This is a genomic window from Trabulsiella odontotermitis (genome assembly GCF_030053895.1).
Lineage (GTDB): Bacteria > Pseudomonadota > Gammaproteobacteria > Enterobacterales > Enterobacteriaceae > Trabulsiella > Trabulsiella odontotermitis_C.
This window is the reverse complement of sequence record NZ_CP125781.1, coordinates 1773088-1786946: the sequence shown is the minus strand read 5'-3', so window position 1 is coordinate 1786946 and position 13859 is coordinate 1773088. Positions and strand designations below refer to the sequence as shown.

14 protein-coding genes are annotated in these 13859 nt (G+C 55.7%); 11 read left to right on the top strand and 3 right to left on the bottom strand.

Annotation, left to right across the window (positions count from 1 at the left end; translation table 11 throughout):
* Positions 1-134: 134 nt before the first annotated feature.
* Together hcp and hcr are read left to right on the top strand one after the other, a co-directional pair.
* Positions 135-1787, top strand: coding sequence for a hydroxylamine reductase (gene hcp / locus QMG90_RS08570; RefSeq protein ID WP_283283406.1), 1653 nt, complete (start codon positions 135-137; stop codon positions 1785-1787).
* A 10-nt stretch (positions 1788-1797) separates the two neighbouring features.
* A complete protein-coding gene (gene hcr / locus QMG90_RS08565; protein ID WP_283283405.1) occupies positions 1798-2766 on the top strand; it encodes an NADH oxidoreductase in 969 nt (322 codons plus the stop codon).
* Between the two features lie 46 nt (positions 2767-2812).
* Here the strand turns inward: hcr and QMG90_RS08560 are convergent, their stop codons facing one another.
* On the bottom strand, positions 2813-3247 hold the full coding sequence (locus QMG90_RS08560; RefSeq protein ID WP_283283404.1) for a DoxX family protein: 435 nt from the start codon (positions 3245-3247) through the stop codon (positions 2813-2815).
* Positions 3248-3400: 153 nt separating this feature from the next.
* On the opposite strand from QMG90_RS08560, the gene poxB reads away from it, so the two are divergent.
* The 4 genes from poxB (at position 3401) to QMG90_RS08540 (ending at position 8715) form a co-directional block, all read left to right on the top strand.
* Positions 3401-5119, top strand: coding sequence for a ubiquinone-dependent pyruvate dehydrogenase (poxB, locus tag QMG90_RS08555; RefSeq protein ID WP_283283403.1), 1719 nt, complete (start codon positions 3401-3403; stop codon positions 5117-5119).
* Between the two features lie 38 nt (positions 5120-5157).
* Positions 5158-6159, top strand: a complete 1002-nt coding sequence (gene ltaE / locus QMG90_RS08550; RefSeq protein WP_283283402.1) for a low-specificity L-threonine aldolase — start codon at positions 5158-5160, stop codon at positions 6157-6159.
* Positions 6160-6171: 12 nt separating this feature from the next.
* Positions 6172-7614: an SDR family oxidoreductase gene (locus QMG90_RS08545; protein WP_283283401.1), complete on the top strand. Its 1443-nt coding sequence runs from the start codon at positions 6172-6174 to the stop codon at positions 7612-7614.
* Between the two features lie 87 nt (positions 7615-7701).
* Positions 7702-8715, top strand: coding sequence for an NAD-dependent epimerase/dehydratase family protein (locus tag QMG90_RS08540; RefSeq protein ID WP_283283399.1), 1014 nt, complete (start codon positions 7702-7704; stop codon positions 8713-8715).
* 72 nt (positions 8716-8787) lie between these two features.
* On the opposite strand, the gene QMG90_RS08535 is transcribed toward QMG90_RS08540, so the two are convergent.
* Positions 8788-9612: an N-acetylmuramoyl-L-alanine amidase gene (locus tag QMG90_RS08535; RefSeq protein WP_283283398.1), complete on the bottom strand. Its 825-nt coding sequence runs from the start codon at positions 9610-9612 to the stop codon at positions 8788-8790.
* Positions 9609-9932: a heavy metal-binding domain-containing protein gene (locus QMG90_RS08530; RefSeq protein ID WP_038154748.1), complete on the bottom strand. Its 324-nt coding sequence runs from the start codon at positions 9930-9932 to the stop codon at positions 9609-9611. The genes QMG90_RS08535 and QMG90_RS08530 overlap by 4 nt, the downstream gene beginning before the upstream one ends.
* A gap of 114 nt (positions 9933-10046) precedes the next feature.
* Here QMG90_RS08530 and QMG90_RS08525 point away from each other — a divergent pair, with 114 nt between their 5' ends.
* From QMG90_RS08525 to artM, 5 genes are all read left to right on the top strand, one after another.
* Positions 10047-10562 (top strand): lipoprotein, encoded by a 516-nt coding sequence (locus QMG90_RS08525; protein WP_283283397.1) that lies wholly within the window; start codon positions 10047-10049, stop codon positions 10560-10562.
* A gap of 233 nt (positions 10563-10795) precedes the next feature.
* A complete protein-coding gene (artP, locus tag QMG90_RS08520; RefSeq protein ID WP_283283396.1) occupies positions 10796-11524 on the top strand; it encodes an arginine ABC transporter ATP-binding protein ArtP in 729 nt (242 codons plus the stop codon).
* Between the two features lie 19 nt (positions 11525-11543).
* Positions 11544-12275, top strand: coding sequence for an arginine ABC transporter substrate-binding protein ArtI (artI, locus tag QMG90_RS08515; RefSeq protein ID WP_283283395.1), 732 nt, complete (start codon positions 11544-11546; stop codon positions 12273-12275).
* 7 nt (positions 12276-12282) lie between these two features.
* On the top strand, positions 12283-12999 hold the full coding sequence (gene artQ / locus QMG90_RS08510; RefSeq protein WP_283283394.1) for an arginine ABC transporter permease ArtQ: 717 nt from the start codon (positions 12283-12285) through the stop codon (positions 12997-12999).
* The gene (gene artM, locus QMG90_RS08505) at positions 12999-13667 is read left to right on the top strand and encodes an arginine ABC transporter permease ArtM (protein ID WP_283283393.1); all 669 of its coding nucleotides are present in this window, start codon (positions 12999-13001) and stop codon (positions 13665-13667) included. Before artQ ends, artM begins: the two co-directional genes overlap by 1 nt.
* The last annotated feature ends 192 nt before the right edge of the window (positions 13668-13859 follow it).

Here is a 13859-nt window from a genome sequence, read left to right as displayed (position 1 = left end):
GCGGTAATGCCATTACCGCCAAAATTGCGCTAAATCAATCTCTGTGTAAGTTGCATTAAAAATACCTTTTCAGCGACATAGCACAGGCTTAATCTTAAACATGTATCTCAAATATAACTTTAAAAGGTGTGACCATGTTTTGTGTGCAATGTGAACAAACCATTCGTACCCCGGCAGGTAACGGCTGTTCTTACGCGCAGGGTATGTGCGGTAAAACCGCGGAAACCTCCGATCTGCAGGATCTGCTGATCGCCACGCTGCAGGGCTTGTCGGCATGGGCTGTAAAAGCACGTGAATACGGCATTATCGACCATGATATCGATAACTTTGCGCCTCGCGCCTTCTTCTCTACCCTGACCAACGTTAACTTTGATTCCCCCCGCATTATTGCCTACGCGCGTGAAGCCATCGCCAGACGCGAAATGCTGAAAGCGCAGTGCCTGCATAACGATCCGGCAGTAGCCGTTGATAACCCGATGGCCGGTCTGCAACTGGTCAGCGACGACCTCGGAGAACTGCAACGTCAGGCCGCCGAATTCACCCCGAATAAAGACAAAGCGGCGATTGGTGACAACATTCTCGGCCTGCGTCTGCTGTGCCTGTATGGTCTGAAAGGCGCCGCGGCGTACATGGAACACGCACATGTGCTGGGGCAGTACGACAACAGTATTTATGCGCAATATCATAAAATCATGGCGTGGCTGGGTACCTGGCCGACAGACATGAACGCGCTACTGGAATGCTCGATGGAAATCGGCCAGATGAATTTCAAAGTGATGAGCATCCTCGACGCCGGTGAAACCGACGCTTACGGCCATCCGACCCCGACGCAAGTCAACGTGAAAGCCGTTGCCGGGAAGTGCATTCTTATCTCCGGCCATGACCTGAAAGATCTCTACAACCTGTTACAGCAAACCGAAGGCACTGGCGTTAACGTCTATACCCACGGTGAAATGCTGCCGGCGCATGGTTATCCTGAACTGCGTAAATTCAAACATCTCGTTGGTAACTACGGCAGCGGCTGGCAGAATCAGCAGGTAGAATTCGCCCGTTTCCCTGGCCCCATCGTCATGACTTCCAACTGCATAATCGACCCTACCGTGGGTGCCTACGACGACCGCATCTGGACCCGCAGCATCGTCGGCTGGCCGGGTGTGAGCCACCTCGAAGGCGACGATTTCTCACCGATTATCAATCAGGCGCAGCAAATGGCGGGCTTCCCGTACAGCGAAATTGAACATCTGATCACCGTCGGCTTTGGCCGCCAGACGCTGCTCGGCGCGGCAGACACCCTGATAGACCTGGTCAGCCGTGAAAAACTGCGGCACATCTTCCTGGTCGGCGGCTGTGACGGTGCGCGCGATGAACGCAGCTACTTCACCGATTTCGCCACCAGCGTGCCGGACGACTGCCTGATCCTGACGCTGGCGTGCGGTAAATATCGTTTCAACAAGCTGGACTTCGGCGACATCGAAGGTCTGCCGCGTCTGGTGGATGCCGGTCAGTGTAACGACGCCTATTCCGCGATCATTCTGGCGGTAACTCTGGCGGAAAAACTGGGCTGTGGTGTGAACGATCTGCCGCTGTCGCTGGTACTCTCCTGGTTCGAACAGAAAGCGATTGTCATTTTGCTGACTTTACTGTCGCTGGGCGTGAAAAACATCGTCACCGGCCCGACTGCGCCTGGCTTCCTGACGCCGGATCTACTGGCCGTGCTGAATGAGAAATTTGGCCTGCGTTCGGTCACCACCGTTGAACAGGATATGCAGCAGTTACTGTGCGCGTAAGGAGTTAAGCATGACGATGCCAACATCACAGTGTCCGTGGCGGATGCAGGTTCATCACATCACTCAGGAAACCCCGGATGTCTGGACGCTGTCGCTGCTGTGTCACGACTATTATCCGTACCGCGCCGGACAATATGCGCTGGTCAGTATCCGCAATTCGGCGGAGACCCTGCGTGCCTATACGCTCTCTTCAACGCCGGGCGTCAGCGAGTACCTCACGCTGACCATCCGTCGCATTGATGATGGCACGGGTTCGCAGTGGCTGACGAACGACGTGAAACGTGGCGATTACCTCTGGCTTTCTGGTGCTCAGGGTGAATTCACCTGTGATGACAAAGCGACCGACCGTTTTCTGCTGTTGGCCGGTGGTTGCGGCGTGACGCCGGTGATGTCGATGCGTCGCTGGCTGGCAAAATATCGTCCACAGGCGGATGTGCAGGTGATCTTTAACGTCCGTTCGCCGCAGGACGTTATTTTCGCCGATGAGTGGCGTCAGTATCCCGTCACTCTGGTCGCAGAAAACAACGCCACGGACGGTTTCATTGCTGGTCGTCTCACCCGTGAGTTGCTGGCGGGGGTACCGGATCTCGCCTCCCGCACAGTGATGACCTGCGGTCCGGCGCCGTACATGGCGATGGTAGAAGATGAAGTGAAAGCGCTGGGTGTTACACAGTTCTATAAAGAGCAGTTTTTTACACCGGTCGCGGAAGCGGCCACCAGCGGGCTGAAATTCACCAAACTGCAACCGGCAAAAACATTTTTTGGCCGTGTCGGCACCACGTTGCTGGAAGCACTGGAAAGCAACAAAGTCCCGGTCAATGCCGCCTGTCGCGCCGGGGTATGTGGAAGTTGTAAAACCAAAGTCGTTTCCGGCAATTACACTGTCAGCAGTACTATGACTCTGACGGAGCAGGAGATCGCCAGCGGTTACGTGCTGGCCTGCTCCTGCCATCCGCAGGGTGATCTTGTCCTCGCGTAGTCTGTAAAGCCCGGTGGCGCCAGCGCTTACCGGGCTTACAAAGCCGCTATTTCCACGCGGGATCTTTCGCTACCGCGTATCGCCCTGCCCCTAAAAACGCCACCGCCAGCGCGCCAATGAAGAAATAAACCAGGCTCTCAATCGCCCATGCCCCGACCTTGTCCAGCGCGAAGGTTTCGCCCATCCCGACCATCAGCCATGCCACGATCATCGTCAGCGCCAACACCAGCGCTGCCGGGCGCGTCAGCACACCAAGAATAATCAGCACCGGTGCGACCACTTCACCAATCAATACACCATAAGCGATAAACCCCGGTAATCCTTTGGCCACCAGCATACCGCTGATGCCCGCAACCCCATCAAATAACTTATGTAAGCCGTGAAACAACATCAGCCCGCCCACGGCAAGTCGTAACAAGAGTTTACCGAGATCGTCGCACGCGAGCTTTCTATTAACAGCAAGTAATAATGATTCAGCCATTTGAAATAATTCCTGTTTTCATTTGAGGTACCATCAGATTATGCCGAATAATTGCGCATGAAAAGCACCTTTTAATGGCAGGTATTTGTCGGGCAATACGGTGACTTTCTTCTAAGCTTGTAAGCGTTATCACAAAAACGGAGATGGACAACCATGAAACAAACCGTGGCGGCTTATATTGCAAAAACTCTCGAACAGGCGGGTGTCAAACGTATCTGGGGAGTCACCGGAGACTCGCTGAACGGTCTGAGCGATAGCCTGAACCGGATGGGCACGATTGACTGGATGTCGACACGCCATGAAGAGGTGGCGGCCTTTGCCGCAGGCGCAGAGGCACAATTAACCGGAGAGCTGGCGGTGTGTGCGGGTTCCTGCGGGCCGGGTAACCTGCACCTGATTAACGGGCTGTTCGACTGCCACCGTAACCACGTTCCGGTGCTGGCGATCGCCGCGCATATTCCCTCCAGTGAAATCGGCAGCGGCTATTTTCAGGAGACGCATCCGCAGGAGCTGTTCCGTGAATGTAGCCACTACTGTGAGCTGGTGTCGAACCCGGAACAAATCCCCCAGGTGTTGGCCGTCGCGATGCGTCAGGCCGTGCTGAAACGCGGCGTGTCAGTGGTGGTGTTACCCGGCGATGTGGCTCTGAAACCGGCACCAGAAACTGCCAGTTCGCACTGGTATCACGCACCGCAGCCGATCGTGACGCCTGCCGAAGAAGAACTGAGAAAACTGGCGCAATTGTTGCGCTATTCGAGCAACATCGCCCTGATGTGCGGCAGCGGTTGTGCGGGCGCGCATAAAGAGCTGGTTGAATTTGCCGCGAAACTGAAAGCGCCGATTGTCCACGCTCTGCGCGGTAAAGAGCACGTCGAGTATGACAACCCGTACGACGTCGGCATGACCGGGCTGATTGGTTTTTCTTCCGGTTTCCACACCATGATGAACGCCGACACGCTGGTGCTGCTCGGTACCCAGTTCCCGTACCGCGCCTTTTACCCGACCGACGCCAAAATCATTCAGATCGATATCAATCCCGCCGGTATTGGTGCGCACAGTAAAGTCGATATGGCGCTGGTGGGTGATATCAAATCCACACTGTCTGCGCTGTTGCCATTTGTAGAAGAAAAAACTGACCGTAAATTCCTCGATAAGGCACTGGAGCACTACCGCGACGCGCGCAAAGGGCTGGACGACCTGGCTAAACCAAGCGACAAAGCGATTCACCCGCAGTATCTGGCGCAGCAAATCAGCCAGCTCGCCGATGACGACGCCATCTTCACCTGCGACGTTGGCACGCCTACCGTCTGGGCGGCGCGCTATCTGAAGATGAACGGCAAGCGCCGTCTGATTGGCTCGTTTAACCACGGCTCAATGGCCAACGCCATGCCGCAGGCGTTAGGCGCCAAAGCGACCGATCCCAACCGTCAGGTGGTGGCGATGTGCGGCGACGGCGGTTTCAGTATGCTAATGGGGGATTTTCTGTCAGTAGTGCAGATGAAACTGCCGGTGAAAATCATCGTCTTTAACAACAGTGTGCTTGGCTTTGTGGCGATGGAGATGAAAGCGGGTGGCTATCTGACCGATGGCACCGAACTGCACGACACCAATTTTGCCCGCATCGCCGAAGCCTGCGGCATTACCGGTATTCGGGTGGAGAAAGCTGCGGACGTCAATGACGCGCTTCAACGCGCTTTCAGCATTGACGGCCCGGTACTGGTGGACGTCGTGGTGGCAAAAGAAGAGCTGGCGATCCCACCGCAAATTAAACTCGAACAGGCCAAAGGATTCAGTCTGTATATGCTGCGCGCCATCATCAGCGGACGCGGTGATGAAGTGATCGAACTGGCGAAAACCAACTGGCTCAGGTAAAAAGGATGGCATTACCCTGTATCTGATAAGGAAATGCCGTGATCGATCTACGTAGTGATACCGTCACCCGTCCGGGGCGTGTCATGCTGGAAGCTATGATGGCTGCCCCGGTCGGGGATGACGTCTATGGCGACGACCCTACCGTCAACGAACTGCAGCGCTACGCCGCCGAACTGGGCGGAAAAGAGGCGGCGCTGTTTCTACCCACCGGCACCCAAGCCAATCTCGTGGCGCTGCTGAGCCATTGCGAACGCGGCGAAGAGTATATCGTCGGCCAGGTGGCGCATAACTATCTCTATGAAGCGGGCGGTGCTGCCGTGCTGGGCAGCATTCAGCCGCAACCGATTGACGCCGCGCCGGACGGCACGCTGCCACTCGACAACGTCGCGGCCAAAATCAAAGCCGATGATATTCACTTTGCGCGCACGCGCCTGCTGAGTCTGGAAAACACCCACAACGGCAAAGTACTGCCGCGTGAATACCTGAAACAGGCGTGGGAATTCACCCGCGAGCGCGGGCTTTCCCTGCATGTTGATGGCGCGCGGATCTTTAACGCTGTGGTGGATTACGGCTGCGAGCTCCGCGACGTGACGCAATACTGCGACTCCTTCACCATCTGCCTGTCAAAAGGACTGGGGACGCCGGTCGGTTCGCTGCTGGTCGGCAGCGCGGACTACATCAAACGGGCAACCCGCTGGCGTAAAATGGCCGGCGGCGGTATGCGTCAGGCCGGTATTCTGGCAGCCGCCGGGTTGTATGCGCTGAAAAACAATGTCCAGCGACTGCAACAGGATCACGACAACGCCGCCTGGATGGCTGCGCAGTTGCGTGAAACAGGCGTCGATGTCATGCGCCATGATACCAACATGCTGTTTGTTCGCGTCGGTGAAACTCACGCGGCCGCGCTGGGCGAGTTTATGCGCGAGCGCGGCGTGCTGATCAACGCGGCTCCCGCCCTGCGTCTGGTAATGCATCTTGATGTCAACCGCGAACAGCTGGCGCAGGTAGTCAGCCACTGGCAGGCATTTTTACAGCGTTAAGGAGTGGCGTACGTGTCGCAACCCATTCTGGTGCTCGGCGCCAGCGGCTATATCGGCCAACATCTGGTGACTGAGCTTAGCCAGCGCGGCTATACCGTGCGGGCGGCGGCACGTCGTATTGAACGGCTGGAAAAACGACAGTTGCCCGGCGTCAGCTGCCATCAGGTCGATCTCATCTGGCCACAAAATCTGCCCGACCTGTTAAACGGCGTGGACACGCTTTATTACCTGGTACACGGCATGGGCGAAGGCGGCGATTTTGTCGCCCATGAACGGCAGGTGGCACTGAACGTACGCGATGCGTTGCGTGACACGCCGGTGAAGCAAATTATCTTTCTCAGCTCGCTGCAGGCACCGGAAAGTCAGCAGTCAGAACATCTGCGCGCCCGGCAAATCACCGCCGACGTGCTGCGCGATGCGGGCTGCCCGGTGACGGAACTGCGCGCCGGCATTATCGTCGGCGCAGGCTCTGCTGCCTTCGAAGTGATGCGCGATATGGTGTACAACCTGCCGGTGCTGACGCCGCCGCGCTGGGTACGCTCGCGAACCACGCCGATTGCGCTGGAAAACCTGCTGTTTTATCTGGTAGAGCTGTTAAATCACCCTGCGCCTGATCACCGCATTTTTGAAGCCGCCGGGCCGGACGTACTGAGTTATCAGCAGCAGTTCGAGCATTTCATGCAGGTCAGTGGCCGTCACCGGCTGCTGATCCCCGTGCCCTTCCCCACCAGTTGGGTGTCGGTGTGGTTCCTCAATGTGATTACCTCCGTGCCGCCAACCACCGCCAAGGCACTGATCCAGGGGTTGAAGCACGATCTGTTAGCCGATGACGCCGCGCTGCGCGTTCTCATTCCACAGTCGCTGATCCGTTTTGATGACGCGGTGCGCCGCACGCTGAAAGAAGAGGAAAAACTGGTGAACTCCAGCGACTGGGGTTACGACCCGCAGGCGTTTGCCCGCTGGCGCCCGGAATATGGCTACTACGCCAAACAGGCGGGCTGCACGGTGCAGACCTCTGCCAGCCTGAGCGCGTTGTGGGAAGTGGTCAACCGCATCGGCGGCAACGAGGGCTATTTCTTCGGCAATATTCTGTGGAAAATCCGCGCCAGTCTGGATCTGCTGGTCGGCCATAAGCTGGCGAAAGGTCGCCCTGACCATCAGTACCTGCAAACCGGCGACGCGGTGGACAGCTGGAAAGTGATTATTGTCGAGCCAGAAAAACAGCTGACGTTGCTGTTCGGCATGAAAGCGCCAGGACTCGGCCGCCTCAGTTTTACCCTTTGCGATAAAGGCTCGCACCGCGAACTGGATGTACGCGCCTGGTGGCATCCGCATGGCATGCCGGGGCTGTTTTACTGGCTGCTGATGATCCCCGCACATCTGTTCATTTTCAGAGGCATGGCGCGGACAATTGCGCGTTTTGCAGAACAAATCACAATCAAGGTCTTAAAATAACAACAGTTCTTTCATGTTTCCCATTGCATACTGTGGCAATTCACGGAAAAATGCGCACGAAATTCTTTTTTTATCATGTGGACGGATATGAAGGTTCTGGTCACCGGCGCCACCAGCGGTTTAGGCCGCAATGCGGTGGAATACCTGCGCAACAAAGGCATCAGCGTACGCGCGACGGGTCGCAACGAAGCGATGGGCACGCTGCTGATGAAAATGGGTGCGGAGTTTGTCCATGCCGATCTTACCGAACTGGTCTCCTCTCAGGCCAAAGTGATGCTGGCGGGCGTTGATACGCTGTGGCATTGCTCCAGCTTCACTTCACCCTGGGGCACGCAGCAGGCGTTTGATCTCGCTAACGTGCGCGCCACCCGTCGTCTGGGCGAATGGGCTGTGGCATGGGGCGTGCGTAATTTTATTCATATCTCCTCCCCGTCGCTCTATTTCGACTATCACCATCACCGGGATATTCAGGAAGACTTTCGTCCACACCGTTTTGCCAATGAATTTGCCCGCAGTAAGGCCGCAAGCGAAGAAGTCATCCAGATGCTGGCGCAGGCCAACCCCAACACCCGTTTTACGATTTTGCGCCCGCAGAGCCTGTTCGGCCCCCATGACAAAGTTTTCATCCCCCGTCTGGCGCAGATGATGCATCACTACGGCAGCGTGCTGTTGCCGCGCGGCGGTGAGGCACTGGTGGACATGACCTATTACGAAAATGCCGTTCACGCGATGTGGCTGGCGAGCCAGCCGTTGTGCGACGCGCTGCCCTCCGGGCGGGCATACAACATCACCAACGGCGAACACCGCACACTGCGCAGCATCGTGCAAAAACTCATCGACGAGCTGGGCATCAAATGCCGCATCCGCTCGGTGCCCTACCCAATGCTGGACATGATCGCCCGCAGCATGGAGCACTTCGGCAATAAATCCGCCAAAGAACCGGCCCTGACGCACTACGGTGTCTCGAAGCTGAATTTTGATTTCACCCTCGACACCACCCGCGCACAGGACGAACTGGGTTACCAGCCCGTGATCTCCGTGGATGAAGGCATTATGCGCACCGCCGCCTGGCTGCGCGACCACGGGAAGCTGCACCGCTAGCGCCCGGCGGCACTCCGTTTGCACGGGCCTGGGCGCTCAGCATCACACATCCCGTTAAGCTTCACTATAAGCTCACCCCTGCCCGTATTTCTCCAGCAACGCGTCGGCGATCGCCTGCGTTTCGGCGTCCGCCGTGCCGTCCCAGCGGGCCGGGCGGAAGTGCATCTGAAACGCCATAATCACCCGCTTTTGCTGCGCGTCGGTCATATCCGGCGTCACCTCATACCCGTAACGGGAAAGCAGATCGAGCAGCGAGGCAACCTCTACCGGCTCGTACGGCGAACGACCATTGAGATAAAACGCCACACGGGCAGGCTCCGGCCAGGCGCCGATGCCCTGTTGCGCCAGTTGCTGCCAGGGGAACAATGGGCCGGGATCATCCTTGCGCTGCGGTGCCACATCGGCATGCGCCACCACATTCTGCGGCGCGATGTCATAACGGGCGATAATGTCCTTCGCCAGTGGGATCAGCGCGCTGATTTGCTCTGGCGCAAACGGTGTGAAATGTTTTATTCCAGCCGATTTCTGCCAGCCACGGTTTTCCAGCTCAATGCCAATTGACGTGTCGTTGATGCGCGTAGCGCCCCGCCAGAAGCTGATCCCCGCATGCCAGGCCAGTTTGTCTTCCGGCACCAGTTGCCAGATACGCGGTTTTCCGTGATGCACAGGCGGGTCTTGTGGGATCAGATAATGAGCGCTGACGTGTTTATCCGTCAGCGTTGCCAGCGAGACATCAAAATCGTCGGCAGTGTAATGGATCACCAGCACTTTGATACGCGGCAGCGCGACCTGCGCAGGATGACGAGTATCGAGTTGATACCCGTCTTTGTCGATAATACCCTGCTCACTGGCACAGCCCGTCAGCAGCACAGCCAGTAGCAGTAAAAGGCGTTTCATCGGCGGGTTTTGACCGCCGTCCCGCTGACGCTCACCATCAGCATACTGCCGTTCTGACCGACCGTTTCGTAATCAATATCAATTCCGACGATCGCATCCGCGCCCATCGATTTAGCCTGATCGCCCATCTCTTCAAAGGCTATTTCCCGCGCTTTGCGCAGCTCTTTTTCATACGAGCCGGAGCGTCCGCCGACGATGTCACGAATGCCCGCAAAGAAGTCGCGGAAGATGTTGGCGCCAAGAATGGCCTCACCGGTGACCACGCCGCAGTATTCCACGATGGTTTGCCCTTCCAGGGTTGGGGTCGTTGAGAATTGCATTTCGAGGCTCCTTTGTTTAGGTTCAATGCGTTAGCTCAGATACGCAAACGCATTATCGGATCGATACGCTATGCTTGAAAAGATATTTACACATTAGTTTATAAGGAAATCCTGATGCGCTATACAAAACTCGCTCTTCTGGTTCCCGGCGCGCTGCTGCTCAGCGCCTGCACTACCGTCACACCAGCATTTAAGGATATTGGCACCCGCAGCGGCCCGTGTGTTGATGGCGGACCGGACGCGGTGGCTCAACAATTTTATGACTATCGCATTCAGCACAAAAATAATGACCTGACGGGTCTGCGCCCGTACCTCAGTGACAGTCTGGCAAAACTGCTGAATGATGCCAGCCATAACCCTGACGATCGCGCTATTCTGCAGTCTGATCCCTTCTCCAGCCGTACCACGCTGCCGGAAAGCGCTGATGTTGCCAGTGCCTCCACCATTCCGAATACCGATGCACGGAACATTCCGCTGCGTGTGGAGCTGAAACAGGGCACACAACGCTGGCAGGATGAGGTGCTGATGATCCGCGAAGGCCAGTGCTGGGCCGTAGATGACGTGCGTTACCTTGGCGCCAATGCCCACGCGCCAGCCGGTACGCTGCGCCAGGTACTGGAAAAACGGTAATTATGCCAGCCGCCACCGTTCATTAAATGATAAACCCGATAAAATGTCTGGCATTCTGTGATGAATGCCGACATTTCTGCCTTCCGTCCTTCGCAATCGCTATTTTGTGCTAAGTTTAGTAAGTAATGTGGTTTATATTTAAGTTTTAACGCATAAATATTGCATAACTATTCTGCCAACGTTACTATTTCCGGCCTCAATGTCTGCCCTTTCTGTAAGCATGAAGAGTATCGATGAGTATTAAATTAGACGGCATTAATTGCTTCTATGGCGCACATCAGGCGCTTTTTGACATTACGCTGGAGTGTCAACAGGGTGAAACTCTGGTACTGCTTGGCCCAAGCGGTGCAGGCAAGAGCTCTTTGCTACGCGTACTTAACCTTCTGGAGATGCCGCGTTCCGGTAAGCTCTCCATTGAAGGCAATCATTTCGATTTTGCGAAAACCCCATCCGACAAGGCTATCCGCGAGCTGCGACAGAACGTCGGCATGGTATTTCAGCAATACAACCTGTGGCCACATCTGACCGTGCTACAAAACCTGATTGAAGCGCCCTGCCGTGTGCTGGGATTGAGTAAAGATCAGGCGCGTGAACGTGCGGATAAGCTGCTGGAACGTCTGCGTCTTACGCCTTTCAGTGATCGTTATCCGCTGCACCTCTCCGGCGGTCAGCAGCAGCGTGTTGCGATTGCCCGCGCGCTGATGATGGAGCCGCAAGTGCTGCTGTTTGACGAACCGACGGCGGCGCTCGATCCAGAAATTACCGCGCAAATCGTCAGTATCATTCGCGAACTGGCACAAACTAAAATTACCCAGGTGATCGTCACCCATGAAGTGGAAGTGGCGCGTAAAACCGCCAGCCGGGTGGTCTATATGGAAAACGGTCATATCATCGAGCAAGGGGACGCGAGCTGTTTCGCAGAACCGAAAACCGATGCCTTTAAAAACTACCTTTCTCACTAAAGTTTTCGGGACAATGACAATGAAAAAAGTACTGATTGCCGCGCTGCTTGCCAGCGTCAGCCTGTCTGCCACTGCTGCTCAGACGATTCGTTTTGCGACGGAAGCCTCTTATCCTCCGTTTGAATCAATGGATACGAGCAACAAGATTGTCGGTTTTGATGTGGATCTGGCGAACGCGCTGTGTAAAGAGATCGACGCCAGCTGTACCTTTACCAATCAGGCGTTTGACAGCCTGATCCCGAGCCTGAAATTCCGCCGCATCGACGCAGTCATGGCCGGTATGGATATCACCCCGGAACGTGAAAAGCAGGTGCTGTTTACCACGCCGTACTACGACAACTCCGCACTGTTCATCGGTCAGCAGGGTAAATTCACCAGCATTGATCAGCTGAAAGGCAAGAAAGTAGGCGTGCAGAACGGCACCACGCACCAGAAATTCATCATGGATAAACATCCGGAAATCACCACTGTGCCTTACGACAGCTACCAGAATGCGAAACTGGATCTGCAAAACGGGCGTATTGATGCGGTATTCGGTGACACCGCGGTGGTGACCGAGTGGCTGAAGGCCAACCCGAAACTGGCCGCTGTCGGCGACAAAGTCACCGATAAAGACTATTTCGGTACCGGCCTCGGCATCGCTGTGCGTCAGGGCAATACCGACCTGCAGCAGAAATTTAACGCTGCGCTGGAAAAAGTGAAGAAAGATGGGACTTACGAAACCATCTACAACAAATGGTTTCAGAAGTAATTCCTGAATGAACGAATTTTTTCCTTTAGCAAGCGCCGCCGGGATGACCGTCGGCCTTGCCCTTTGTGCATTGATCATCGGGCTTGTGCTGGCGATGTTCTTTGCGGTCTGGGAGTCGGCAAAATGGCGCCCGATCGCATGGGCGGGTTCCGCGCTGGTGACCGTGCTGCGCGGGCTACCGGAGATTCTGGTAGTCCTGTTTATCTATTTCGGCTCTTCTCAGTTGCTGCTGATGCTCTCCGACGGCTTCACCCTGAATCTCGGCGTGGTGCAAATCCCCGTACAAATGGAGATCGAAAACTTCGACGTCAGCCCGTTCCTGTGCGGTGTGATTGCATTGTCGCTGCTCTATTCCGCCTATGCCTCGCAAACTCTGCGCGGCGCGCTGAAAGCCGTGCCGGTGGGCCAGTGGGAATCCGGTCAGGCGCTGGGGTTGTCGAAAAGCGCGATTTTCTTCCGTCTGGTAATGCCGCAGATGTGGCGTCATGCTTTGCCGGGGCTGGGTAACCAGTGGCTGGTGTTGTTGAAGGATACGGCGCTGGTTTCGCTTATCAGCGTGAATGACCTGATGTTGCAGACTAAAAGCATCGCGACGCGCACCCAGGAGCCGTTTACCTGGTACATCGTGGCGGCGGCCATTTACCTGGTGATCACCCTCTTCAGCCAGTACATTCTCAAACGCATTGACCTGCGTGCCACTCGCTTTGAACGGAGACCAGGCTGATGGTTGAGTATTTTCCGGAACTGCTGAAAGGGCTGCACACCAGCCTGACGCTGACCGTCGCGTCGCTTCTCGTCGCGCTGGTGCTGGCGCTGGTTTTCACCATCATTCTGACACTGAAAACACCGGTGCTGGTGTGGATTGTGCGCGCGTATATCACGCTGTTCACTGGTACGCCGCTGCTGGTGCAGATCTTCCTGATTTACTACGGGCCGGGTCAGTTCCCGACGTTGCAGGAATATCCGGTGATCTGGCATCTGCTGTCGGAACCGTGGCTGTGCGCGCTTATCGCGCTGTCGCTCAACAGTGCGGCCTACACCACCCAGCTGTTTTACGGTGCCGTTCGCGCTATCCCGGAAGGGCAATGGCAATCCTGCGGCGCACTGGGAATGAGCAAGAAAGACACGCTGGCGATCCTGTTGCCGTATGCGTTTAAGCGCGCCCTTTCCTCCTACTCCAACGAAGTGGTGCTGATCTTCAAGAGCACGTCTCTGGCGTACACCATCACATTAATGGAAGTTATGGGTCACGGACAGTTGCTCTACGGGCGGACTTATGATGTTATGGTATTCGGCGCAGCGGGAGTGATTTACCTCATCGTCAACGGTTTGCTGACATTGATGATGCGCCTTATAGAACGCAAAGCACTGGCCTTTGAAACGCGAAAATAACCTGCCGGTGTTATTACCAGACATTGCATAGTTTTGTATCATCCAGACGGGCAAGTACCTTTACTTCCCGTCTTTTTTTATTCACATAAAAATATTTACTCATTTTTATTGCATACAAATTCATTTGGTGGCATCGTTACGTCATGCCGCAAACGGCACTACATCATAAGATTGACAGACGGGAGCTTTCGC